We start from the raw sequence: 25,667 nt of genomic DNA on the forward strand, positions 1-25,667 counted from the left end.
GCAGTCCTTTCGTTCGACTCTCCGGTCATGCCTGCACCCGTCTCCGCTGTCCGTCACGGTCGAGCAGGGGGCGCAGCAAGGCGCTCAGCCCCGCGGTGGGCCCCTCGTCGTCCGGGGCGGGAGGCCCTGCGGACGCCGGTGCCTGATGGGCGGCGAGCCCGGCCGCGACGTCGTCGGCCGTGCGGGCCAGCATCAGCAGTGACGGATCGACGGTCAGGCCACTGCTCTGCTCAAGGGCCGTGGTCAGTTCCGCGATCACCAGCGAGTCGAGCCCCAGCCCTTGGAGCGGGCGGTCCGCCGGGTCCTCTCCCAGTACTTGGAGGAAGGCGTCCCGTACCCGCGCGCGCATGATCGCGACGTCCTGCCCGGTGGGCACCGGCGCGGGTGCCACCGAGGCCTCGGCCCGCGCCGTCGTCAGCGCCGGCCCTTCGGACGCGGCGGCCTTCGCCGGGGTGGCGGGAGCGCTTCCGGGGAAGATCACCGCGCCGCCCGACCGCAGGTGGTCGAAGAAGGCGTCCAGTGCGTCCTCGGCGCTGATGGAGTGTGCGGCGGAGAAGGACTCGTCCGCCTTCATGCCGGTACCCGTCCAGTTGGGCCACGCGTGTGCCGTGACCGTGGTCGCGGCGCCGTTCTCCCGCTCGGCGAGGGCCAGTTGGTAGGCGTTGGCGAGGCTGTAGTCGACCAGGCCCCGGCCGGCCATTGCCTGCGTACCGGCGATCGAGGACACCAGGACCGCGAAGTCGGCGCCCTGTTCCTTGGCCAGCCGTACGACGTGCAGCGAGCCGGAAACCTTGGGGGAGAGCACTTTCTCGGCCTGGTGCCACGGCCGCCGGTGCATCGCTCCGAACGGGTTGACCCCGCCGGACGCGTGCACGATGCCGACCAGCCGGCCCCAGCGCGCGCCGAGCTGTTCGGCCACCGCGGCGAGGGCCGCGGGGTTCGACACGTCGCAGGTCAGGTAGGCGACTTCGGCACGCTCCGCCAGTCCCCGCAGTGTGGCGGAGTTCTCCGCGTCCACCACGGACCGGCCGATGACGCCGATGCGCCGGGCGCCCCGGTCGATCAGCCGCTCGACCAGGCGCCGCCCCACCGCGCCCAGTCCACCGGTGACCAGGCAGTACCCGTCGGTGGGCAGGGAGTACGGCGGGCCGGGCGGGGCCGGCTCCGGTTCCGGCTCGTACCTGACGCCTTGCCGGTACGCGGCGACCGCTGTGCCGGCGTCGCTCCCGGGGCGCAGGGCTGCGTATTCGGCCGCCACCCGGGCGGCCAGCACCTCGGCCGGCTCGGCCGGGTCCAGGTGGACGATCGCGGTGGGCTTGCGGCTCTCGGCCCCGGCGGCCCGTACGGCCATGGCCATGGCGGCCCGCTCGGGGTGCAGACTGCCGCGCTCCCCGGGGTGCACGGCCGCGTCGTGCACCCCCGCCCAGAGAAGTGTTCCGTGTTCGGGCAGCGTCTTCATCAGCTCGCTCAGCCGGGCCCAGAAGCCGCTGAGGTCGAGGGGCTGGCCGCCCTGACTGCCCGGGGCATCGACCACGACGACCGCGTCCGCCGGTCGGCCGGGCTCCACGACGGTCACGCCCCGCTCCCGCAGAGCCGTCGTCAGAGCAGGCACGAGAGCGGGTTCGTCGGCGACCAGGCGCACCGTGCCCGGTGCGGTCGCGGGGCCGGGCACGAGGTCCCTCACCCGCCACGCGACGCGCACGGCCTCGCCGCCGGCCGGTGCCGGTGCCGGTTCCGGGGCCGGGGCGACGGCCGGGTCGGTGGTGTGCCAGTACGACCCCCGTGCGAACGGGTAGGTGGGCAGGTCCGTGACCCGGGCGCCCGCCTGAGAGAGCGAGGCCCAATCGGTGTGCGCGTAACCGGCCCTGACCAGTTCCGCGACAGCGGCGATCCGGTGCGGTGCCGCCGTCGAGCCGGTGCGGCGCGCCGCCTCTTCGGCGGTCAGGTCGATGTCGACGCGCGCGACCGGGATGCTGCCGGCGGCGACCGAACGCAGCGCGGCGGCGAGGTCCGCTGCTGTCCGTCCGTGTACGGCGGTCTGGAACTCCGAGGCGGAGCGCCCGGTGTTGGCGGTGTGGCAGAGGTCCGCGGTCTCCCAGTCGTCCCGTGCCCTGTCGACCCGGTCGGCGTAGGTTGCGGCCAGGGAGCGCAGGGTCGGTTCGTCCGCCGCGCTCACCCGCAGCACGTGCGAGTCCTGGACCGGCACATCCACATCCCTGACCGGTGGTGCGGGTGGTTCTTCGACGATCACGTGCGCGTTGACACCGCCCATCCCGAAGGCGCTGACCGCGGCCCGCCTGGGCTCCTCACCCCGGGGCCACGCCGTCGCGCGGTCGGCGAGATAGAACGGTGAGTCCTCGAACCGGATGTGGTCGTTGGGGCGTACGACGTGCAGGGACGGGGGGACCATCCGGTGTTCCATCGCGAGCAGGACCTTGACCAGTCCTGCGAGTCCGGCTGCTGGTTCGAGGTGGCCCACGTTGCCCTTCAGGGAGCCCAGTGCGCAGAACTGCGACCGGTCGGTCATTGCACGCCAGGCGCGGGTCAGTCCTTCGACCTCGATGGGGTCGCCCAGGCTGGTGCCCGTTCCGTGCGCTTCGACCAGACCGATCGACTCGACCGACACCCGGGCGTCGCGCAGCGCTGCGGAGATCACTTCTTGCTGCGCCGTGCTGCTCGGAACGGTCAGTCCGCTCGTGCGGCCGCCGTGGTTGACGGCACTGCCCTTGATCACGCCACGGATGCGGTCACCGTCGCGCAGCGCGGCACGCAGCGGTTTGACGACCACCGTCACCACACCCTCCCCGGGCACGAACCCGTCCGCACCCGCGTCGAACGGGCGAGAGGTGCCCGAAGGGGAGAGGGCGCGCAGGTTCTTCATCGCGACGTAGTGCAGCGGGGAGACGGCGACCCGGACGCCGGCGACGACGGCCTGCTCGCACTCGCCGTCACGGATGCTGCGCACCGCCGTGTGCAGGGCGACCAGGGACGACGAACACAACGTGTCGATCGTCATGCTCGGCCCCCGCAGATCCAGGAACCAGCTCACCCGGTTCGCCAGGAACGCGTTGTGGTTTCCCAGGCCGCTGGGGGCGTCCAGCTCCGGTGCGATGTTGTAGTCCTTGTAGTGCTGGTAACTGGCGCCCACGAACACGCCGGTGGAGGCGGACAGCCCACGCGGCGGCAGGCCGGCCGACTCCAGCGCCTCCCACGTCGTACGCAGCAGCCAGCGGGCCTGCGGGTCGAGCACCTCGGCCTGCTTGGGGAAGAAGTCGAAGAACCGGGCGTCGAACTCGTCCACGTTGTCCAGGAATCCGCCGACGTCGGGCTCCTGCCCGTCGGCGTACCGGCCCCAGCGGTGCGCCGGAGCCGGGCGGATGGCCGCACCCGGGCCGGTGAGCAGCGACCACAGTCCCTCCTCGTCGGGCGCCCCCGGGAGCGCCAGAGCCAGGCCGATGACCGCGATGTCCTGAGACGCCGCTGTGTCGTCGCGGGCCGCTCCGGGGTCGCTGACCGGGCCGGCCGCCCACCCGCCGTGGCCTGCGGCCCGGTGGTCGACCGGCATCCGGTGGTCGACGGGCATCCGGTCGTCGGCGGGCGTCGGGTCGTCGACGGGCTGCGCGTCGTGACCGGGCATCGGGACGGGAGCGGGCTTCCGGTTGTCGGCGGGCGTCCCGTCGGCTGTGGCCGGAGCGAACACACCGTCGGCGGCCAGCCCGGCGACATGCGCGGCCAGAGTGCGGCAGTCCGCGGCGTCCAGGACGTCCGTCGGTGTCAGCTCCACCCCGTACGTCTCCCGCACGTCGGCCGCGACGGCGGTCGCCAGCATGGAGTCGAGCCCCACGGCGGACAGCGACGTGGTCGCGGTGACGCCCGGGTCGTGGAGGACGGCGCGCATCACGTCGACGATCGCCGCCTCCGCCGCCGCGACCTGCGGCGCCCGACGGGCGGACGCGAGCGGGGTCCTGTCGTTCCCGGCCACCGTCCGGTACTCGATGTCGTCGAGCCGGACCAGTACCCGGCCGTCGGCGGCGAGGAGGAGCGCGTGGCCGCGTCGTGTGCCGTCGCTCCCCGGCTCGGCGCCGTCGAGCAGCACGAACGCCGTCTGGGCGGGGTCGCCCCAGCGCACGGCCCGGCCGATGGAGACCGGCAGGTACGTGGCCGACGGGGCGGCGGGGTCTGCCAGCGTGAGTACGGCCATGGTCTGCAGGGCGGCGTCGAGAGCCGCCGCCTCGGCGTCCAGTGGGCCGTCCGCCGCCAGGCCGATCCGCGCGACCACGCGGCGGGGCCCGTAGTGGATCTCCGCGATGGACCGCAGCGGCCCGGACAGCTCCATGCCCTTCGCCGCGAACCAGGCGTAGAGGCCCGCCGGTTCCAGGATCCGGCCGAGGCCGGCCCGCAGCGTGCCGACGTCCTGCGCGGCAGGCGCCGGTGAGCCGGCCGGGGCATCGGCGGTGGTGATCCGCGCGATGATCCGTCCGCCGTGGCGGAAGCCGGCCGGCCCGCCGCGGGCGGGGTCGTCCAGATCGCTGGTCAGGGAGTGGCTCCCCGTCCCCCGTCCGGTGAAGGTCACCTGCCGCAGTACGCCGCTCGACCGCAGCGCGAGGGCCACGGGCAGGGCACCGGGCACGGTCTCCTCGCCGAGCACACGGTGGGCGCGCGAGAGTCGGCGTACGACCTCGTCCACATCCTCCGTGGCCGCCGCGAGGGGTGCCGCGGGGCGGGCCCCGAACGGGTAGGGCGGCAGGACGACGCGACGTACCGCAGGGTCCGGGTACACCGTGGTCCAGTCGACGTTCCCGCCGCCGACGAAGCGGAAGGCGGGGGCGCTGAGCCCGGTCGACGGGCCCTCCAGCACGGTCCCGCCGCGTACGACGGCGCCCGCCGCCCGGTCCGCCAGGCGCAGCGCATGGGCCAGGCCGGCGCTCAGCTCGTCGGCCGTGCGCCCGACCACGGCGACCCTGTACGCCTGGTGGTCGCGTCCGACGGCGCTGGAACGGCACAAGGCGCTCAGCCCCGCCGCGGCTTCCCGCCGCAGCATCGGCCGGACGTCCGCCATGCGCCGGACCAGTGCGTCGGGGGTGTGGGCGGACAGGACCAGCAGGTGCTCGTCCGGTTCGACGGCCCACCTGGCGCGGTCGCCCACCGCCTCGTGGCGCGGCTCGCCGACGTACTCCTCCACGACGATGTGCGCGTTGGTCCCGCCCATGCCGAAGGAGCTGACTCCGGCCCGCCGCGGCCCGTCCGACTTCCACGGCTGCGGCTCGACCGGAATCTCGAACAGCCCGGCGGACAGGTCCAGGTGACTGCTGGCGCTCTCGAAACCGGCGACGGGAGGTATCTCCCCGTGCCGCAGGCACAGCAGGACCTTCAGCAGTCCGGCGAGTCCGGCCGCCGGCTCCAGGTGCCCGATGTTGCTCTTCACGGTTCCGATGCGGCAGGGCTCGATCCGGTCCCGGTCATCGCCGAACACCTCGGTCAGCGCGGCGATCTCGATCGGGTCGCCGAGCCGGGTGGCCGTACCGTGCGTCTCGATCAGGGAGATGTCCGCCGGTACGAGTCCGGCGTCGTCCAGAGCCGCCCGTACGACTGCGGCCTGGGCCTCGCTGCGGGGCACGGGCAGTGCGCTACCGCGCCCTCCGTGGTTGACGGCCGTACCCCGGACGACACCCCAGATCCGGTCGCCGTCCTGCTCGGCGTCCGCGAGCGGTCTCAGCATCAGGGCCAGCGCACCCTCGCCGGGAAGGAAGCCGTCCGCCCGCTCGTCGAAGGGCCGGGGCAGGGTCTCGGACAGGGCGCCGAGCTGGCTGAGGCTGCGGTAGTACCAGGGCGTCAGGCCCACCTGGCACGCCGCCACGACGGCGGCGCCGCAGTGGCCCGCGCGCAGGGCGGTGACCGCCTGCTGGACGGCGACGAGGGACGACGAGCACAGGGTGTCCACGGTCTGCGAAGGACCGGTCAGGTCGAGCGCGTACGAGATCCGGTTGGCCAGTACGGCGTTCATGGAGCCGAGGGCGGTGTGGGGCCCGACGGTTTCCAGGCCCTGTGCGTCGCGGTGGTGGGTGTACGTGGCGCCGACGAAGACGCCGATGTCGCGGCGGCCGGCGAGACCGCTGTCGTCCCGCACGGCCCAGGCGTGTTCCAGCAGCAGCTTCTGCTGGACGTCCATCTCCTCCGCCTCGCGTACCGAGATGCCGAAGAAGCCGGGGTCGAAGCGGTCGGTGCCGGTGACGAAGGCGCCGCGGCGGCAGTAGGTGCCCGTCATCCGGGGGCCGCGCGGCTCGAAGTGGGCGTCGATGTCCCAGCGTTCGGCGGGCACCTCGGTGAAAGCGTGGGCGCCGGAGCGGAGCAGGGACCACAGCTCTTCGGCTCCGCCCACCGCGCCCGGGAGATCACCGGACACGGCGACGATCGCGATGTCCGCGTCGCGGCCGGCGGCGGCCGGTTTCCGTCGTGCGTGGATGCGTGAGGGGTCGTCCGGGCGCGGCGCGGCGGCCTCGGCGGCCCCAGGATCCGCAGGGGACGCACCGGACGCGACGGGCTCAGTGGACGCCAAAGGTGCAGTGGAGGCAAGGGGCTCAGTGGACGCAAGGGGCTCAGTGGACTCCGTGCGCACCGGGGTCTGCGGCGACGGGACCGCGACCCCCGCGCCGTAACGGTCCGTCAGGGCCTGGACCACCTCGTCGAACTCGCCGTACTCCAGAAAGAGCGTCGCCGGGAGGTGGATGCCCCACCTGCGGGACAGTTCCTCCGAAAGCTCCACGCTCATGATCGAGCTCATGCCGTAGTCCGAGAGGGGAGTGCCGCGGTCGAAGGCGGTGAGGCCCAGCCGCTCGCTCAGGAACTGTTCCAGCGCGTCGGCGACACGCTCGTCGACCCCTTCGCCGCTTCCGTCTCCGGCATCCCGCACGCCGTCCCCCGCACCGGAGGCGGAGGGTGCGCCGGCCTCCACGGCATCGGGCTCGACGACCACGTCACCGGCGTCCGGGTGGGCCACGACCACCTGGCGGGGACCGTCCTCCGCCCCCAGCACCGCGATCAGTGAGTCCAGACCCTCCGTCGTCTCCAACGGACGGACGCCGCGCCGCCGCAGTTGTTCCGCGACGGCCGTACCCATGCCCACCTCGCCCCACAGACCCCACGCAACGCTCAGCCAGGGCGACCCCTGCGCCTGCGCGAAGGCGTCCAGGTAGGCGTTGGCGGCGGCGTACCCGCCCTGCCCCAGGTTGCCGAACGTACCGGAGACCGACGCGAACAGTACGGCGAAGTCCAGGTCCTGCCCGGACACCGCGGCGGCCAGCTCCCGGACCCCCTCGACCTTGGGGCGCATCACCGCCGCGATGTCCTCGGCGGTGGCGCTGCGGATCAACCCGTCCTTGAGCGTGCCCGCCGCGTGAATCACACCGTGCAGCTCGCCGTACTCCGCGCGGAAGCGCTCGACCACGGCGGCCAGCGCGCCCGGGGTGGTGACGTCCGCACGGTAGGAGACGATCTCGCAGCCGCGCGCGCCGATCGCCGCCGTCCGGTCGTGGTCGGCGCCGGCCCCTCCGGAGCGGCTGACCAGCGCGACGACGCCGGCGCCCTCCCGCGCGAACCGGTCGGCGACCTCCAGGCCCAGCCCGCCGTGTCCACCGAGGACGAGGTAACGCCCACCCTGTCTGACGGGCCCGTGACCCGGTCGGACCGAGGCGTATGCCGACCGGTCGCGCACCCGGACCGGCCGAAAGCGGACACCCTGCCGGTAGCCGACCTCGGTGGGCCCGTCGCTGTCGCCGAGCTCGGCCAGGAGGGCGCGAAGGGCGTCGTCGCCCCGGTCGATGTCGACAAGGCGCGGGCGGAGGCCCGGGTACTCGATGGCGGCGGTGCGGACGAAGCCCCACAGGGCGGCCCGCGCGGGCACCGGCCGGTCGCCGTCCGCGACCGGCTGCCCGTCCTGGGTCACCACGAAGAAGCGGGACTTGCGCCGACGCTCACCGAGCGTCCGTAGGGCGGCCAGACAGGCGTACAGACCGAGGCGCAACTCCGCCGACTCCTCCTGTACGCCGCCGAACGCGTCGCCCGCGTTCCACAGGTGCACCACTCCCGCGACGGGGTCGCCGATCTCCTCCCAGAGCCTGCGGAACGCCTCGTCGTCCGGCTGAGTCACCATGCGCCGGTCGCGGTCGTGCGCCTGGGCACCGGACGGGCCGACGCCGACCTCCACTACCCGGGCGCCCTCCGCCCGCAGTTGGCGCGCGGCGCGGTCGCCCAGACTGCCGGCGGAGCCGTTGTGCAGCACCACCCAGGTCCCCGTCGCCGGCTCGCGCCGCTCGTCGGCAGCCGGTGCGGGCCGCCAGTCGATCCGAGTGATGGGGAGCATGGGTGTCCGCGGTACGGCCTGTGCGACGGCGGGTCGCGAAACGGCGGCCGTACGACGCATCCGGATCGCCTCGAACTCCGCGACGACCTCGTCCGAGGGCCCCAGCAGCAGGGCGTCGGCGGTCGCGTACGCCCCATCGACGCCGGTGCGGCGCACCAGGACGGTCGCACCGGCCGACAGCACCGACAGATCGGCGAGGACCGCCACCCGGGCGACACCGATCGGGAGCATGGGGTACGGGCCGGCCGTCCCCGTGAGGTCCTGGAGGGCACAGCTGACGACCTGGAACACTCCGTCGACCAGCAGCGGGTGGGCGTACCAGGGAATGGGTTCGGAGTCGGACCGCAGCGTGGCCCGGGCCACGCCGTCGTCCGTGACGGCGAGTTCGCGGACGGTACGGAAATCCGGCCCGTACTGCAGACCCTCACGCGCCCAGCTCTCGTACAGCCGCCCCGAGGTGATCACCCGTGCGCCGGACGTCTGCCAGTCGGCACCGACGGGCCGAGCCGGGACTGTGCCCCCGAGCAGCCGGCCGGTTCCGGTGGACAGCGGTTTGCGGTCGCCGGCCACCACGGTGCTCAGCTCGAAACGGGTCCGCGGCTCGAAGGTCACGTCGAGCCGGACGGGAGCCGCCTCGTCGTCGGCGATGGCGAGTGGCCGCAGGAACGTCACATCGGTGAGTTCCAGTGGCGTGAAGGGCCGCCGCTGGGCGACCCCCACCATCGCCATCTCCAGCTGCACCGCTGCGGGCAGCAGCCCGGTACCCGCGGAGCGGTGCTGGGCGATGAAGGGCTCCTGGCCCGTGAACGTCTTCTCGTACGTCTCGGCTGGGTGCGTCACTGTCCCTCGCCCTGGTGCTCGTAGTGACGGTCGAAGAGCGGGTGGCCGACGGCACTCGTCGCGATGCTGTTGCGACGAGCGTGCGGAGCCGTCAGCTCCCTTCGGTTGAAGGGGTAGGTGGGGATGGTGGTGGTCTGTTGGCCCTTGCCATGGTGCAGGGCGGCCCAGTCGAGGTCGCCGGATGTGTGGTTGATGTAGGTGGTCAGTGCTGCGTGGATCTCGGTCTGGTCGGTGCGTTCGCGTCGCAGGGTGCTCAGCCATACGGGCTGGGTGCTTGTCCAGGAGGCTCGGGCGAGGGAGGTGAGTTGAGGGTGTGGTCCGATTTCCCACACCGATCCGGCGCCTGCCTCTTCGAGTGTGGTCACGGCGTGGGAGAAGCGCACGGGTTCGCGTATGGCCCGTCCCCAGTAGTGGGGGTCGGTCGCTGTTTCGGGTGTGTGCCATGTGCCGGTGACGGAGGAGGCGAACGCTGCCTGGGGTGGTGAGAGCAGGGTGGTGGCCACGGCTTCGGTGAAGGGTGTCACCGCGCCCTGCATGGCGGCGGAGTGGAACGCGTGACTGACCACGAGGGGCCGGCATCGCAGTCCGGAGTCCCGGCAGAAGTGTTCCACTGCTTGGGTGGGGCCGGTCACGGTCACTACCCGGGGTGCGTTGTAGGCGGCGATCTCCACGCCGGTGAACCGGGTGAGTGTTGAGGAGACGGTTTCGGCGTCCGCGTGGACGACTGCCATCGATCCGCTGCCGGGTTGGGTTTCCATGAGAGCGCCGCGTGTCGCGGTCAGTCGCAGGAGGTCGTGCAGGGTGAGGACTCCTGCGGCCCAGGCTGCTGTGAGTTCGCCGAGACTGTGGCCGGCCACGGCGTCCGGACGTACTCCGACCGTCTCCAGCCAGCGGACGAGGGCCACTTGCACGCTCACGATGGCGACTTGTGCGTACCGTGTGCGGTCCAGCCGACCGGACACATCACCGAACAGCAAGTCCAGGAGCGGTACGTCGACATGCGGAGTCAGCAACCGGGCACTCTCGTCGAGCGCTTCGCGAAACGCGGGCTCGGTCGCGTAGAGGCCGCGGCCCATGCCCGTGTACTGGGAGCCCTGGCCGGTGAACATGAAGACCACCGGAGCGGTCGTACCAGCCTTGCGTGACACAGGGTGGTCGCCTGCGGCCACCTGCCGCAGAGCGGCGGCTACTTCGCGTCCGTCGGTGCCCTGGACCACTGCACGGTAGCGGTGGGCCGCGCGGCCGGCGTTGGCGGTGAACGCCACATCACCAAGTTCTTGCGTACCGATTCCGTCGATCCGGTCGGCGTAGGTTGCGGCCAGGGAGCGCAGGGTCGGTTCGTCCGCCGCGCTCACCCGCAGCACGTGCGAGTCCTGGGCCGGCGCATCCCTGACGACTGGTGCGGGTGGCTCCTCGACAATCACGTGCGCGTTGACACCGCCCATTCCGAAGGCGCTCACCGCGGCCCGCCTCGGTTCCTCACCGTGGGGCCAGGCCGTCACACGGGCGGCCAGGTAGAACGGTGAGTCCTCGAACCGGATGTGGTCGTTGGGGCGTACGACGTGCAGGGACGGGGGGACCATCCGGTGTTCCATCGCGAGCAGGACCTTGACCAGACCTGCGAGTCCGGCCGCTGGTTCGAGGTGGCCCACGTTGCCCTTCAGGGAGCCCAGTGCGCAGAACTGCGACCGGTCGGTCATTGCACGCCAGGCGCGGGTCAGTCCTTCGACCTCGATGGGGTCGCCCAGGCTGGTGCCCGTTCCGTGCGCTTCGACCAGACCGATCGACTCGACCGACACCCGGGCGTCGCGCAGCGCTGCGGAGATCACTTCTTGCTGCGCCGTGCTGCTCGGAACGGTCAGTCCGCTCGTGCGGCCGCCGTGGTTGACGGCACTGCCCTTGATCACGCCACGGATGCGGTCACCGTCGCGCAGCGCGGCACGCAGCGGCTTGACGACCACCGTCACCACACCCTCCCCGGGCACGAACCCGTCCGCACCCGCGTCGAAGGGCCGCAAGGCGTTGGTCGGTGAGAACGACCGTAGGCGCGCGCCCAGTTGGAAGTACTGCGGCGACATGGCCATGTGCACGCCGGCGACGATGGCCTGCTCGCACTCGCCGTCACGGATGCTGCGTACCGCCGTGTGCAGGGCGACCAGGGACGACGAGCACAACGTGTCGATCGTCATGCTCGGCCCGCGCAGGTCCAGGAACCAGCTCACCCGGTTCGCCAGGATCGCGTTGTGGTTCCCCAGCCCCGCCGCCGTCTGCACGACGTCCCCCACGACCATGTCACGGTAGTGCTGGTAGCTGGCGCCCACGAACACGCCGGTGGACGGCTGGCTCTTCCCCGCCAGGCCGGCGTCCTCCAGGGCCCGCCAGGCGGACTGGACGAGATGGCGCTGCTGGGGGTCGATCCATTCCGCCTCGGCGGGCGAGAGCCGGAAGAACCCGGGGTCGAAGTCGGTGAGTCCTTCGACGAAGCCGGCGCGCCTGAGGTTGACGGTGCCGGGCTTGCCGTCGGTGCCGTAGTACGCGTCGATGTCCCAGCGGGATGCGGGTACCTCGCTCAGGCAGTCCTCACCGGCCAGCAGGACACGCCACAGCTCCTCGACGTTCCGGGCCTTGGGGAACACCCCGTCGAAGCCGACGACGGCGATGTCGTGCAGGTCCGCGTCACCGGACGCCGGGCCGGCAGGCTGCTCGGCCGCCGGCACCGGGGCGGGAGAGGGGGCCCTGTAAGGAACGGGCTGCACCGGCTCCTTGATCGGAGCCGCTTCCTGAACCGGAACAGCCTCCGGGGCGGCTATTGCCTCCGGGGCCGCCGGAGTCGGCTCCGGGAACTCCGCGGGCTCGGCAGCCGGCGCAACAGCGTCCGCCGCCGGGGTGCCCGCTTCGGCGGGCGCCGCGGTGACCCCGTACTCGTCCCGCAGTTCGGCGGCCAGCCGGTCGACGGTTCCGACCTCCAAGACCAGCGTCACCGGGATGTCGACGTCAAGTCTGGCCCGGATGTCCTGGGCCAGCGAGACCGCGAGCATCGAGTCGAGCCCCTGCTCCTGCAGCGGCCTGTCCGTCTCCAGTTCGTCGACGTCCAGCTCCAGGGCGGCGGCCACCCACCGGGCCAGCGCCGCTTCGAGACCGCCGGCCGCCTTGCGGCCGAAGGCCGGCACCGGACGGTGGCCGTTGGACGACGGCCCCCGGGCCGGCGCGGGGGCCGGCGCGGGCGCGGAGCGGTGACCGCTGTGTGCGTCACCTCCCGCGGGGTCGGACGGCGGCGCCGGGGAAAGCCGCTTCCAAGTGATCCCGCGGGCCTCCAGCACGGTTTCCTCGCCGTCGAGGACGACCAGACTCGCGGTCAGCAGACCGGAGTCGGGCCCGGTGTCCCGGTCCCGCCGGGCGTACACCCGTGCGGTGTCGGGGAGCCGGCCGAGGACGGTGAGCCGCTCGATGGTGAACGGCACGTACAACCCCTGCGCCCCGCAGGCGGCCAGCGCGATCTGGAAGGCGCCGTCGATGAGCCGGGCGTCCAGCGCACCCGTGGTCCGCCCGTCGCCCCGCAGCACCCCCCATGCCTGCCCGGGTGCCACGGACAGTGTGGTCACGGTGCGGAAGCCCGCGCCGTAGCTGAGCCCGGCGCGTTCGAACGCGTCGTACATCGTGTCGAGTCCGACGGCGGTGAAGCCCTCGGTGGAGGCGGGAGGGGCGAGCGTCGGCTGCTCGGCCCCGGTCACCTCCGCGTTGCAGACCAGGGCCCCGCCGCCGTCACGGAAGGCGACCGTGTCCTTGTCGCGTGCGGCGGTGAGCGTGGCGGGCGCCTCGACGGCCGCGCGGAACGTGAGGTCCCGCAGGCCGAACCGGGCCCGGTCGAGGAACTCGGCGATCTTGCCGGGGTACCCGGCTCCGGGCAGTGTCGGCTTCCCGAGGACCACGTGTTCCGCGGCCTCCGGGTGCTCCGTCCACGAGCTCCTCGGACGACCGGACCGGTCGTCCCGGACACCCGCGTCCGGCTGCACGGAGGGCTCCAGCCACAGGTACGTCTCCGCGTGCGGCGCGGTCGGGAAGCGTACGCCCGCCCGGCGGCGCGGCCCGGCGGGCAGGTCCGCGCCGGCGACGAACGCGCGGGCCGCCGCGTCGAGCGTCTCGCGGCTCACTCCGGCGCCGACGGGCTCGGCGTGGGTGCGCGACGCGTCGGACGCCACCCCCACGTGGAGGGAGCGGGTGTCCTGGACCCCGGCCAGGAACAGCCGGAGCTTGTCTTCGAGCTGCTCCACACTGTCGGCCACGCACGCCAGCCGGTGCGCCGCGGCCTGCCGCTGCCGGCTCGCCTCGCTCAGCGCGTCGAGGGACGGGCAGTACGAGGAACGCAGCATCAGTACGAGCCGGTGGGCCAGGGTGCGCAGCGCCTCCTCGGAGCTCGCGGACAGGACCAGCAGCCGCGGACCGGACGTGTCGGCGTCCGGCGCCGTGGCGGGGCCGGCCTCCACCACCGCGTGGGCGTTCGCGCCGCCGAAGCCGAAGCTGCTGATGCCCGCGACGCGCCGGCCGCCGCCCCACGGCAGTGGCCGGTCGGCCACGAACAGGGGCGAGCCCTCGAAGTCGAAGGACTTGTTCGGGGTGTCGAAGTTCAGCGACGGGGGAATCTGTGCCGCCTGGAGCGCCAGGATCGTCTTGATCAGCCCGGCGATGCCGGCGGCCGGCTCCAGGTGGCCGATGTTGGTCTTCACCGAGCCCACCGCGACCGGCCGCCGGTCGGCCGGGTCGCCCAGGACCGCGTGCAGGGCTTCGAGTTCGATGAGGTCGCCGAGCTGGGTTCCCGTGCCGTGCGCCTCGATGTAGCCGATGTCGGCCGCGGTACGGCCGGACCCGGCGAGCGCCTTGCGCAGCACGGCTTCCTGGGCCGGCCTGCTGGGCGCCGTGAGGAAGCCGGCGCTGCCTCCCGTGTGGTTGACGGCGGTGCCGCGGATCACTGCGAGGACGGGGTCGCCGTCGCGTTCGGCGTCGGCGAGACGCTTGAGGATGACGGCGCCGGCGCCCTCACCCCGTACATAGCCGTCGGCCCCTTCGTCGAAGGCGCGGCAGACCCCCTGCGGGGACAGCATCCCGTTGCGGGCGAAGGAGCGCGTCTTGTCCGGGGTGAGCACCAGGTTGGCGGCCCCGACCACGGCGGCGTCCACATCGCCCGCCCGCAGGTGCATGGCGGCCTGGTGCAGGGCCACGAGGGAGGACGAGCACGCCGTGTCGACGGCGAAGCTCGGCCCCGCCCAGTCGAACACGTGCGACAGCCGGTTGGCGACCATGGAGGCGGCGGTGCCCGTCGCCACGTGCGGGTCGCCGTAGCCGATGCTCCGTGCCACGAGTTCGGGGAAGTCGCTCGCGATGGTGCCGACGAAGACGCCGGTGGCGGCTCCGAGAGAGGCGTGGTCGTGGCCGCAGCTCTCCAGGGCCTCCGCGGTCACGCTCAGCAGGATCCGTTGCAGGGGGTCCATGCGGCGGGCCTCGCGGTCGGTGAGCCCGAACCGGGCGGCGTCGAAGTACTCGACACCCTCCACCCAGCCCATCCGCGCCTCGTCGGCCCCGGCGTCGGACCACAGGTGGGCCCAGCCGCGCCTGCCGTCCGGGGCGTGCCCGACGCTGGAGACGCCGCCCACGAGGTTGAGCCAGAACTCGTCCGGTGTGGCGGCGCCGGGGAAGCGGCAGGCCATGCCGATGACGGCCAGGGCGCCGTCGTCGGCCGGCTCCGCGGGGGCCGGCACCGAGGCCGCGTTCTCCACGGTCGCGCTTTCCGCGGGCGCGGGCGCTGGCTCCGCCGGCGCCGGTACGGTCACGGCCTCCCCGGCCTCCGGGCCGAGCAGTCGTACGACACCTTCGGCGCCCAGCAGCCGCGCCAGTTTCACCGGGCTGCCGGAAGCGAAGATCGACGGGGCGGTGATGTCCGCGCCCAGTTCACGGCTGAGCCGCACCGCGGCGAACGTGACGTTGACCGAGTCCCCGCCCAGATCGAAGAAGTTGGCGCGGACATCGAAGTCCGGGTGGTCCAGCGTGGCCGCGAAGACCCGGGCGATCGACTCCGCCAGCGCGTCGGCCGTCCAGCCGGTCACGGCCGGGGCCACCTGCTCCACCTGCGCCACCTGGTCCACCGGTGTCGCGGCGGGCCCGTCGGTGGAGCCGATGATGGTGTCGCGCGTCGGCAGCGGCAGCCGGGCGCGCGCCACCTTGCCGTTGTCGGTCAGCGGCAGGGCGTCGAGACGCACATAGGCGTCGGGCACCATGTAGCCGGGCAGAGAACCGGCGACGAACGCGTCGAGCCGGGACTTGGCCGGCACACCGTCGGCCACCAGGTATGCGGTCAGCCTCGGTTCGCCGCGCCCCTCGAACTTCGCCGCGACCACCACTGCGGCGGTGACGCCGGCGAAACCCTCCAGCACCCGCTCGATCTCCGCGGGCTCGATGCGGTTGCCGCGCACCTTCACCTGGGCGTCCGAGCGGCCCAGCCACTCGATCGCCCCGTCCGTGTGCAGCCGTACCTCGTCACCGGTCCGGTAGAGCCGTACGCCGGTCGCCGGGTGCACGGTGAAGACGTCCTGCGTCAGGTCGGGGCGGCCGGCGTAGCCGCGGGCGAGTCCGGTGCCGGAGAGGAACAGATCGCCGGTGTCTCCGGCCGCGCACGGCTCCAACTCCGCGTCGAGTACGTGCAGTTCCATGTTGGGCAGGGGTTCGCCCAGCGGCAGGAAGGAGCCCACCGAGGTGACGTGGTGGCACGAGGCCCAGATGGTCGCCTCGGTCGGCCCGTACAGGTTCCAGAGCGCGCGGGCCGGCGCGTGCAGGCGCTCCGCGGTGGCCGGCGGCAGGGCCTCGCCGCCCGAGAGGACCGTGAGCTCCGGGTGGGGAGTCCAGCCTGTGCCCAGCAACAGGCGCCACAGGCTCGGTGTGGCCTGGGCGACCGTCACCTCACCGGCCGCCTCCGCCAGTCGCAGCGGGTCGCCGGCCGTCTCGCGAGAGGCCAGGACCACCGTCGCGCCGACCGTCAGCGGCAGGAACAACTCCAGCAGGGAGATGTCGAAGGCCACGGTGGTGTGCGCGAGCACGGTGTCGTCGGGCGACACGGCTAGGCGCTCCCCGATGCCGGTGAGGAAGTTGGCCAGCGCCCCGTGCTCGACCTCCACGCCCTTCGGGGCGCCGGTCGACCCGCTGGTGAACAGCAGGTAGGCGAGGTCCCCGGAGGCGACCGGCGGCGGCACCGCCTGCGCCGAGCCGTCCGCCTCGGGCACACGCAGCGCGGGGCCGAGCGAGGCGCCCAGGGCGTGGGTGCGTGCGTCGGTGACGATCAGGTCGCACTGCGAGACGGTGACGTACTGCTGAAGCCGCTCCACGGGGTATCCCGGGTCGAGCGGCAGGAAGGCCGCACCGGCCCGCAGGATGCCGAGCATGGCGGGGATCAGCGCGAGGTCCCGCTCCATGAGTACGCCGACCACCGAGCCGGATTCGACGCCCTGGTCGTGCAGGCGGGCGGAGACGGCGTCGGCCCAGGCGTCCAGGGCGGCGTAGTCCAGCGTGCCGGCGGCGGTGCGGACAGCGGTGGCCCGGGGCCGGCCGGCCGCCGTGGCGGCGAACAGGTCGAGAAACGTTTCGGCCACGGGGGTGGCGGCGGAGCTCTCCCGCTGCGCCTCCGCCGGCTCGGCGGACCGCTCCTCGGGCCGCGCGTCGCCAGGGGGCTCCTCGCCGTGGAGCAGGGCGGTGAGAACCATGTCCTCGACCTGCTCGGTGAACTCCAGCGCCTCGTCCTCGTCCATGGCGGTCTCCCGCACGAAGACCGTGGGGGGACCGTCGTGCAGGCACAGCAGCGCGATCTCGGTGTGCGGTTCGGCGGACGCTTCCTCCCCCGCACCGCGGTCCAGCACCATGACCCGGGTGAAGCTCGGCTCGTCGGAGCCCAGCGGACGCCCGGCCAGGCCGAGGCGGAGTTCGAGGTCGCCGGCGTAGCCGCGGTGGGCGGCCGCCTCGTCCAGCTTGTTCCGCAGGGACCGGGTGGAGTCACCGTCGAACCGCACGGGGAAACGCGCGGCGGTGATGCCGTGCGTCTGCTCGGCGAGGACCCGCGCGGCGGCGGGCGACCAGGCGAAGTCGAAGGTGTTCTCCCCCGTACGCTCGGCCACGACGGCGAGGAAGGCGCGGACGACCGCTACCGCTTCCTCGCGCGAGGCGGGTGTGTAGGCCAGCTCGTAACGGCCGTAGTGGGCCGCCGCGGCGGAGAAGTCGTCGGCGGGCAGCGGAGCGGGGCGCAGCTGTTCCAGCCGCTTACGCCACCACGGTTCGTGCGGCCGCAGCGCCTTCTGGGCTGCGGCGATGCCGGCCAGCCGTTCCGCCGAGGCGGGCGGCAGCGGCGCTCCCGGCGCGAGGCCGAGCCGCTGCGCGGCGGCCTGACCGCTCAGGGCGCTCCCGTCGACGGCGGCGCAGTCGCTCAGCACCAGGTCGGCGTCCGGGGCGGCCAGGGTGATCGCCGAGGTGGTCACGGACAGGACGGTGGTCTCGGCGCGGGGCTCGTCGCGCGGGATCAGTCTGATCTGGCGGGTGAAGACCGCCCCTTGTTCGGTGACGAGGGTCGGTACGCCGAGCGGGTTCGGGAAGGAGCCGTAGTCCAGGGCCTTGGAGATCCGCACCGCCTCGGCGGCCGTGGTGCCGGCGTGAATGAGGCCGCCGGACGCCATCCGGTCGGACCGCCGGTAGAACCGCCGCTCGCGGCCGCTCGTGTCGACCGGCTCGGGCAGCGTGCGCGCCACCACGTGCGGTACGAGAGCGGCGAAGAGCTCGATGCCCACCTCGGCCGTCTCGTACGTCAGTGACAGGGCGGTGGAGTGGTCGCGGACGGGGAACCAGCGCTCCAGCAGTACGCTGCCGGCGTCGACGGCCTGCGTCATCCGGTGCCAGGTCGCGGCGTGCCGGGACGCGCCCTCGTACAACGCCCAAGCGGGTACGTGGCTGCCCGAGTAGCGGGGGAGCGGCCCGTCGTGGAAGTTGATCGCGGCGACCTTCGGCAGGTCGAGGACCGTGGCGGGCAGGATCCGGAAGTTCACCATGCTGAACAGGTAGTCGAACGGCTTCGCCGAGAGCGCCGCCGCCAAGTCGCCGTTCGGGTCGAGCACGGGAACCGCGTGCTCGGCCGCCCACGCCGACACGGCGGGGTCGTCGCTGAAGACGCCCTCGACCCGTACGCCCGCGTCGAGAAGCTGGTCGGCGCACTGTGTGAGGACCCGGGTGCCGCCGATGATGTAGCAGTTGGTCTGCATGCTCACCCCGTGGCCTTCCCGGCCTCGGCGGCGACGTCGCCGGCCGCCGCGTTGTCGTCGCCGGCCTCGGAGGTGGCCGGATCGTCCGTCACGTCGGCGCACTCGGCGGCGACCCATGCGTCGATCTGGGAGACGACCTCTTCGTCGAGCGAGAGCTGGCCCGGCGCCCACAGCGGGTTGGACAGACCGCGGTGGGTCCGCTCGCACATCTCCCAGTCCTCGTAGTTCGCCTTGTCCCACAGCGCGAACACGGCCTCGTGGGAGAAGTCGCTCTTGGCGGTCTCGGAAGGGTGGAAGAGCCAGAAGTGCCGCACGGTGCAGGTGCCGGGGCTCTCGGGCCAGACCCACTGCATCATCACGTAGTCGGCGGTGAAGCCGAAGAGCAGGTTGGGCAGGATGGTGATCCAGTTGATCTTCTGCCGGTCCGCCTCGGGGACCAGCTCCATCGGCGTTCGGGCGCTGCGGCCGGTCATGGACACGGAGTTGTAGCCGCCGCGGATCGACTGCCACGCCCCGACGATGTCGCCCTTGAGGTCGTAGGTGCCCGCGTCGTCGAAGTCCGTGATGCGGTGCAGGTCCTTGTGGGCAGTGGGGAAGTGGAGGCTCTCATTGACGTTGTGCGCGACGAGCTTCCAGTTCGAGGCGACCGGATAGTCCTTGGCCTCTACGCACTCCAGTTCGGCCAGCTCGTAGACGCGTGCGAACTCGCCGAACTCACCCAGCGATTCGTCGAGGTCCGGGGCGTCGTCGGAGAAGGCGATGAAGACGACTCCGTGGCGGACCTCCGTCCGCACGGGCAGCAGACCGTTCTTCTCCTTCTCGAAGAAGTGGTCCAGGTAAGTGCCGTTCAGGCTCTTGAGCTTGCCGTTGCGGTCGTACACCCAGCAGTGATAGAGGCAGACCAGGCTCTGTCGCTTGCCGGTGGCCTCCTCCACGAGCTTGTAGCCGCGGTGCCGGCAGTAGTTGTGATACGCCTGGATCCCGTCGTCCCCGTGAATGATCAGAACGGATCCGGTTCCGATGTTCAGGGTGCTGTAGGCGCCCTTTTCCTTCAACCGGGAAACATGGTCGACCGGGAGCCAGCGCCGGCCGTAAATCCGGGACATCTCCAGCCGATGCTGTTCCTCACCGGTGTAGAACTCGTGCGACCTGCCGATTCCGCCCGTCTCGAAATAGGGCCTTTCGTCGTCCTGCTCACTGATGAGATCGAACATGCTCGACGCACGCGTCATCTGCTGGACTCCCTCAGGGGTGAAGCGCATGGAATGCGACGCCGCGATACCGGAATTCCGTTGCACGGGGCCTGCGAAAAGGCCGCACCGAGCCCGAGAATGCCGAAACGGCATGCGGAGTGAACGGTGATGTGGTGAGAGGTGCCGGACCGGACCGGGTGTGCGGCACAGGTCCGGCCGGTGGGTGGACGGGCACCGAGGAGATGCCGGCGGCCGGGCCGGCCGCCGGTTCAGGAGGATCACGCCGCACGCACGCGTGGGTGCGGCGTGCCGGCGCGGGCGGCCGACGACGGCACGCTCACCGCTCGGAATGGGGTGCCCTGCTCCGGGTCGGTGCGGCCGGAGCAGGGCCCGTCCTCAGCCCGCCGGGTCGTAGATCCGCTGCTCCTGCGGCACGCCGGCGTCGTCGTAGAGGCGCTCGAGGGCGTCCGGCGCGTAGACCTCGTAGTCGGGCACGATGCCGCCGATCAGGCCGAGCATCTTGTCGGTCCACTCCTGGGTCGCGCTCATCGCGCTCATCGTCGCCCGGAAGAACGGGGGGAGTTCCGTGAGTTCGCCGAGCGTCGTCGTGAAGTCGTAGACGCCCGCGCTCTCCTCGTCGCGCAACTTGTTGTACTCGGCCAGCGCCTCGTCCATCGGCCGCTCGCCCGCCAGGCCCTGGTGGATGCGCTCGGCCAGGAGTTCGCCGTGCATGAAGGCATCGGTGATGCCCCACCCGGTGTAGGGGTCCTTGTGATAGCCGGCGTCACCGACCAGCGCCCAGCCGGGCCCGTGGGCGCGGCGGTAGTAGTTGTCCGGGTAGCGCATGGGCTTGAAGTCCTCTTCGCGCCTGCCCTGGTCGCGCAGCTGCTCACCCATCTCGGGGGACACGTCGTCGAACACGGACTGGAAGCCGGCCTCTACGTCCTGACGGAACTCCTTGAGCTGGCGCCTGGTGCAGATGACGGCCAGCATGTTCACGCCGTCGTTCGTCGGCCAGGTGCCGAACCACTTCTCGTTGAAACCGGTCTTGTGGTGCAGGCCCCAGTCGAGACCGGTGTAGTACGAGTAGTAGATGAAGCCCGCGGCGGGGCGCACGTTGTACAGCTCCGCCCCGACCCGCTTGGCGACCGTGGAGTGGAAGCCGTCGGCGCCGATCACCACGGTGGCGCGGAACTCCTTCTCCGCGCCGTCCCCTTCGCGTCCCCGGATGCCCGTCACGCGACCGTCGGTGAAGACCAGGTCGGATACGGTGAACCCTTCGATGACCTCCGCGCCGGCGCGGCGGGCGGCGTTGACGAGTATCTCGTCCAGCACGGTGCGGCGCGGGCAGTAGACGGCGTCGATACCGTCGACAGGGTCGGCGAACCCGTTGAGCTCGATGCCCCGGTAGGAGTAGTGCATCTTGCGGAGCGCCGGCGTCTTGGCGGCGATGATCTCGTCGAGCAGGCCCCATTCCTGGAGTCGCAGCAGCCCCGCCTGGTGGATGTAGTGGGTCGACACCGCGTCGCTGGGAAACGAGGCCCGGTCCACCACGAGAACGCGGTGTCCCTGTTTGGCCAGCAGCATGGCAACCGGCGATCCCGCGCAGCGGCCACCCACAACAATGACGTCGTACATACGCCCCCCGTCACATGGTTTTTGAGTGCCGATACACCGTGGTCAGCGGTGCGAGCACGGTGTGAAGGCTATGAACGCGCACCAATCAAGGTCAAGCACCAGTAATGGCCGGGTAATTGCCGGACGTTCGGTTCGCGCCACCAGAATCATTCATTCCGCCCGATTGCCGCCAGGAATGCCCGGTTCACCCCGAAGCGAAAGGCGAAGGCGTGACGTACATCACATTCCGTGGTGGGGGCGAGAATTGGCCATGGGGCGGGGCGCGTTTCTTGTAATGCCCACATTGATGTTTGTGCGAGCCGGCCACGGGAACGGCCGCGTCAATGCAGGTCAGCGCAGCCGCGACGGCGACGGAAGGGTGAGGTCCGCACCGCGGCGGCCTGCCTCTTTGCGGCCATAAAGGCCGTGCGGGTCGACGGTTGAACACCCGACGACGAACGGCGCGACTGCCGTGGGTGACGGGGGGTCCGGTGCGCGGACCACCGCCGGGCCTCCGTCCGGGCTCGGGCAACTGCTGCGCGCAGGGCTGAGGTTGAGCGATGTGAACGAACGGTGAAGGCCTCAACCGGAAGCGTCTCACGGATCGCGGACAGACGTTGTGTCCTCGTACGGTGAGCGGCCGGCTGTCTCCGCGACGGACGTACCGATCGACCCTCCGGGCGAGGAGGGCTGCGGCCCCTGCGCCCCCGGCCGGCTGATCGACCCCGAGGAGGCCGAGTTCATGGCCGCCAGGCTCAAGGCGCTCGCCGATCCCGGCAGGTTGCAGATTTCGCGGGCAGCCACCCGCCTGTGTCCTCGCGTGCCAAAGGCCGCTACGGCGCTGCCGTAACCGGCGTCTCCCGCCTCTGCCGCGACCAGACCGCGGACTCTTCGCTTGTTCAGTGCATCCGTCGGGCCGTCTCGCGGACTTTGGGGTCCTCGTCCCTGCACAAGGTCCGCAGTATCCGGATCTGCTGCAACCCGCCCTGTGCGGCCAGCAGCTTGACGGAGGCGAGCCGATGGTGCCGGAGCCGGTCCGGGGCGAGCCGGTCGACGAGGTGGTCGACGGGAATCCGTCGAGCAGAAGGCGCAAGTATGGCTACGGTTTCACGCGTCACGGCCGGTGACGGGTCGTCGAGGAGCGGAATCAGGCGCTCGGCGTCGAAGACGCCCAGGGTGCGCAGGCCCGCCACGGCTCGGGATCGTACGGCGGGGTTCGGGTGCCCGGTCAGTGGCCACAACAGCCCGGCGTCCTGGCGGTGCCCGCACTCGGCCAGCCCGATGGGTGCACCGGCCGGCAGGTCTGCCGCGCCCTGCTCCGCGCACCAGACCCGGTAGACGATCAGCGGATCGATGCCGTGCTGCCGCATCACATAGCGGGCGCAGGCCCGGACCACGGGGGAGCGGTCGGCCAGGAACGGTTCCGCCCGCGCGGGCTGCCCTGCCTTGCGCAGCGCGGTGACTCCGGCGGCGCGCACCTGCGGGTTGCGCGCGGCCAGCAGCGGATCGAGCACTTCGTCGTATGCGTCCGGTCGTACGCCGGCGAGCGCCGCCTCGGCGCAACGGCTCTGCACGACCACGTCGGGGTCCTGCGCAGCGGTACGGGCAAACTCGGCCGGAGTCAGGATCTGCCCGGCCGCGGCGATGCGGTGGGCGAAGCGCCGGGTGTCGCGGTCGGCGTTGCCCAGCTGGGCTGCAAGGTGGTCGTACGGCGGCGTACGCAGGGCCGCTGCAAGGAGCCCGGTGGCGAAGGTGCCACGCTCGCGGCGGTCGACGCGGAGCATGACGGGTGCGAGGGCGGTCAGTTCCTCGGGTGCCAGGGCGGGAAGAGCCTTCTGCAGGTGGTCGCGGGCACGGTTGCGGACGGGTGTGACCCAGTCCGCGCACCGGATCACGACCAGCGGGAGCAGGGCGGAGCTCTCCGGGACGTGCGCGAGGGCGGTCTCGCGCACGTGGCCGTCGGCGTCGCACAGGGCCAGGGCGAGGCCGGGCTCGGTGTCGTACGAGACCGAGGGGCGACCGACGATGCGCTCGGCGCCGTACGACACAGACGGACGGCCGACGCTGGGTTCGGCGTCGAAGGGGGACAGCAGCCGACGCAGCCGCCGTCGGCTCGGGGGCTCGTGGGACGGCTCCTGGCTGAGCGCGTGCCGGGAGTATGCGCGCACCGCTGCATCCAGCGCGAGCCAGGCCGCAGGGTCGCCCGGGTCGATGACGGAGGCAACCGGCAGCCCTCGGGCGAGCGCGTGCACCGCCTGTTCGACGGCCGGGCTGTCGCTGGTCATAGGTCCCTGCTGCTCGATGGTCCGCCGATCCTACGACGGCCGAGATGCGGCAGGGGCCCTGAGCTGCAGGCGTCCCGCAACGCAGCAGCGATCAGGGGCCGGAGACGCACCTCCGGCCAACGGCGCCCTCCGTCGAAGAGGCGCGCCGCAGGCAGGTCGCCTCAGTTGTAACCGGACTCGTTCCAGTCGGTGAACTCCAACAGCCAGATCCAGAACAGGCAGGCGGCGACGGAGCAGCCGAGGCCCCAGTAGGCCCTCCTAGTGCTGACTCGGCGCTTCCGAGCAGCCAGCACGTTCGCGAGGCCGAGCAGAACGCCGGCCGCCGCGGCAACGGGGGCGAACATCCAGGTCAGCAAACAGCCCCCTCCGACAATGGAGAACAGACTGAGCCCGACGGGTACGTTGACGCGGGGGCACGGCTCGACTGAACGCCCTGCGGTCGGCCTGGCCATGACCACCTCATCAGGGCTTGCGTAGCCCCATTGGATTTGAACGGGTTCAATTCGACTGTGGCGTAAGTGTAGCGGGGCCCCGACAAGTGTCCGCGCGAACCAAGAGCGGCAGACGCTGAACGTGAGCCGTCGGTGTGTGGTCGCCGCCGCGCCAGTTCCTGTGCTGCCTGTCGCGGTCCGGATTTCGACGGTCAGTCACCTCGGGGCGGCCGCCCGCAGAGGAAGCTCTCAGGCATGCACCGGTGATCCGCTCGGGTTGACGGTCCGGTCTCCGGCACGGTCCCCGCCGACCCGTGCGGGGCGGCGGGCAGCCAGGTACTCCCTGTGCCGCGATGGCCCGACCTGGGGTCAACCGCCGCCTCAGGCTTCGGCGCGGCGGTCCGCCGGCTGAGGGCCGTGCCAGTCGAGGCACAGGACGGTGGCGTCGTCCCTCACATGGCCGTCACAGGCGTCGGTGACCGCGGAGACCAGGGTGCGCACGACCTCGCGCGGGTGCTCGTCGGCGGTCTTACGGAGGAGGCCCGGCAGGTCGGCTGTTCTCGCTTGGCGTTCCTGCATGCCGTCGGTGTAGAGCACGAGGCGGTCACCGGGGCGCAGGTCGAGGTCCTGCACCTGGTACGGGCCCTGCCCGACGACGCCGAAGGGCAGGTTCACCGCCGGGTTCAGTTCGTCGACCGAGCCGTCGCGCAGCAGGAGCGGTCCGGGGTGGCCGGCGTTGACGAGCTGGGCGCTGGTTCCGTCCAGGGCGATACGCAGCAGCTGGCCGGTGGCGAAGGTCCGTCTGCCGTGGTCGAGAAGGGCCTGGTGCATCTGGCGGGCCTGTTCGGCGAGGTCGGTCCCCGCGCGGCGGGCGCCGCGGGAGGCGTTGACCAGGAGTGTGGCCATGAGCGAGGCGTCGACGTCGTGGCCCATCGCGTCGGTGACGGACAGGTGCAGCGTGTCGTGGTCGAGGGTGTAGTCGTAGGTGTCACCGGCGATGTCGGAGGCCGGGACGAGGGCGCCTGCGAGGGTGAACTCGGCCGCCTCGCACGAGGGGGCGGACGGCAGAAGCTGGCGCTGGATCTCCGCGGCCAGGCTCACCGAAGTGGTGCGGTTGCCCCAGTGGTACAGGTCGGTAAACCGGCGGTCAGTGACGATGATGTACGCCAGCGCGTGTGCGGCCTCTTCGACCTGCTCCAGCACGTCCTCGGTGACCTGGTGCAGGAACAGCTCCAGGACCCCGATGGTGTCGCCGCGGTTGGTGACGGGCGCGAGCACCCGCAGCCCCTGCTCACCATCCTTCCGCTCCTGCACCAGTTTCTGGGTACGCAGGACCTCGTCGTAGACGCTGCTGCCCGCGAGGGAAACCTGTTCGGCGCGCCGCTCCTCCTGCGTAGCCGTCTTCTCGCTGACGCGCAGCATGCGTCGGCCGACGATGTCGACGAACAGGAACGACACGTACTGCGCGCCGAACCGGTCGCGCAGATTGCGGGCCACGACATCCACGGAGCCCACCGGCGCGGCATCCTCCGCCGCTGCCAGGACCTCGGCCAGTCCGATTCGATCACGCTTCACATCAGCCTCCCTGAGTTAGGGCTCTCCTGCCCACGCAAGCCGGGGCATCACAGTTGCGACATATCGCTCAACACGGGCCATCT

Annotated in this window: 8 protein-coding genes; 1 reads left to right on the forward strand and 7 read right to left on the reverse strand. The window is 72.0% G+C overall.

Annotated features, from left to right (window positions below):
- Positions 1-25 precede the first annotated feature (25 nt).
- The 4 genes from ACWGH0_RS26310 to ACWGH0_RS26325 all read right to left on the reverse strand — a co-directional run bounded on the left by ACWGH0_RS26310 (position 26) and on the right by ACWGH0_RS26325 (position 21,314).
- Positions 26-9,199, reverse strand: a complete 9,174-nt coding sequence (locus tag ACWGH0_RS26310) for an SDR family NAD(P)-dependent oxidoreductase (RefSeq protein ID WP_453406714.1) — start codon at positions 9,197-9,199, stop codon at positions 26-28.
- On the reverse strand, positions 9,196-18,483 hold the full coding sequence (locus ACWGH0_RS26315; protein WP_453406729.1) for an amino acid adenylation domain-containing protein: 9,288 nt from the start codon (positions 18,481-18,483) through the stop codon (positions 9,196-9,198). Before ACWGH0_RS26315 ends, ACWGH0_RS26310 begins: the two co-directional genes overlap by 4 nt.
- 2 nt (positions 18,484-18,485) lie before the next feature.
- Positions 18,486-19,715: an aromatic ring-hydroxylating oxygenase subunit alpha gene (locus tag ACWGH0_RS26320; RefSeq protein WP_453406715.1), complete on the reverse strand. Its 1,230-nt coding sequence runs from the start codon at positions 19,713-19,715 to the stop codon at positions 18,486-18,488.
- A 357-nt stretch (positions 19,716-20,072) separates the two neighbouring features.
- On the reverse strand, positions 20,073-21,314 hold the full coding sequence (locus ACWGH0_RS26325; RefSeq protein WP_453406716.1) for an NAD(P)/FAD-dependent oxidoreductase: 1,242 nt from the start codon (positions 21,312-21,314) through the stop codon (positions 20,073-20,075).
- 598 nt (positions 21,315-21,912) lie between these two features.
- On the opposite strand from ACWGH0_RS26325, the gene ACWGH0_RS26330 reads away from it, so the two are divergent.
- Complete coding sequence (locus ACWGH0_RS26330) at positions 21,913-22,143, forward strand: hypothetical protein (RefSeq protein WP_453406717.1); 231 nt, start codon at positions 21,913-21,915, stop codon at positions 22,141-22,143.
- A gap of 49 nt (positions 22,144-22,192) precedes the next feature.
- Here the strand turns inward: ACWGH0_RS26330 and ACWGH0_RS26335 are convergent, their stop codons facing one another.
- From ACWGH0_RS26335 to ACWGH0_RS26345, 3 genes are all read right to left on the reverse strand, one after another.
- Positions 22,193-23,578, reverse strand: coding sequence for a hypothetical protein (locus tag ACWGH0_RS26335; RefSeq protein WP_453406718.1), 1,386 nt, complete (start codon positions 23,576-23,578; stop codon positions 22,193-22,195).
- A gap of 161 nt (positions 23,579-23,739) precedes the next feature.
- On the reverse strand, positions 23,740-24,030 hold the full coding sequence (locus tag ACWGH0_RS26340) for a hypothetical protein (protein ID WP_453406719.1): 291 nt from the start codon (positions 24,028-24,030) through the stop codon (positions 23,740-23,742).
- Positions 24,031-24,390: 360 nt separating this feature from the next.
- Positions 24,391-25,584 carry a PP2C family protein-serine/threonine phosphatase gene (locus ACWGH0_RS26345; protein ID WP_453406720.1) on the reverse strand — a complete coding sequence of 398 codons (1,194 nt, stop codon included), beginning with the start codon at positions 25,582-25,584 and terminating at the stop codon, positions 24,391-24,393.
- Positions 25,585-25,667 lie beyond the last annotated feature (83 nt).

Source organism: Streptomyces sp. NPDC054887, assembly GCF_053610585.1.

Excerpts from the sequence above, each read along its gene's own strand:
- ACWGH0_RS26340 (WP_453406719.1), bottom strand. The coding sequence starts at position 24,030 with ATGGCCAGGCCGACCGCAGGGCGTTCAGTCGAGCCGTGCCCCCGCGTC.
- ACWGH0_RS26325 (WP_453406716.1), bottom strand. The coding sequence starts at position 21,314 with ATGTACGACGTCATTGTTGTGGGTGGCCGCTGCGCGGGATCGCCGGTT.
- ACWGH0_RS26335 (WP_453406718.1), bottom strand. The coding sequence starts at position 23,578 with ATGACCAGCGACAGCCCGGCCGTCGAACAGGCGGTGCACGCGCTCGCC.
- ACWGH0_RS26320 (WP_453406715.1), bottom strand. The coding sequence starts at position 19,715 with ATGACGCGTGCGTCGAGCATGTTCGATCTCATCAGTGAGCAGGACGAC.
- ACWGH0_RS26315 (WP_453406729.1), bottom strand. The coding sequence starts at position 18,483 with ATGCAGACCAACTGCTACATCATCGGCGGCACCCGGGTCCTCACACAG.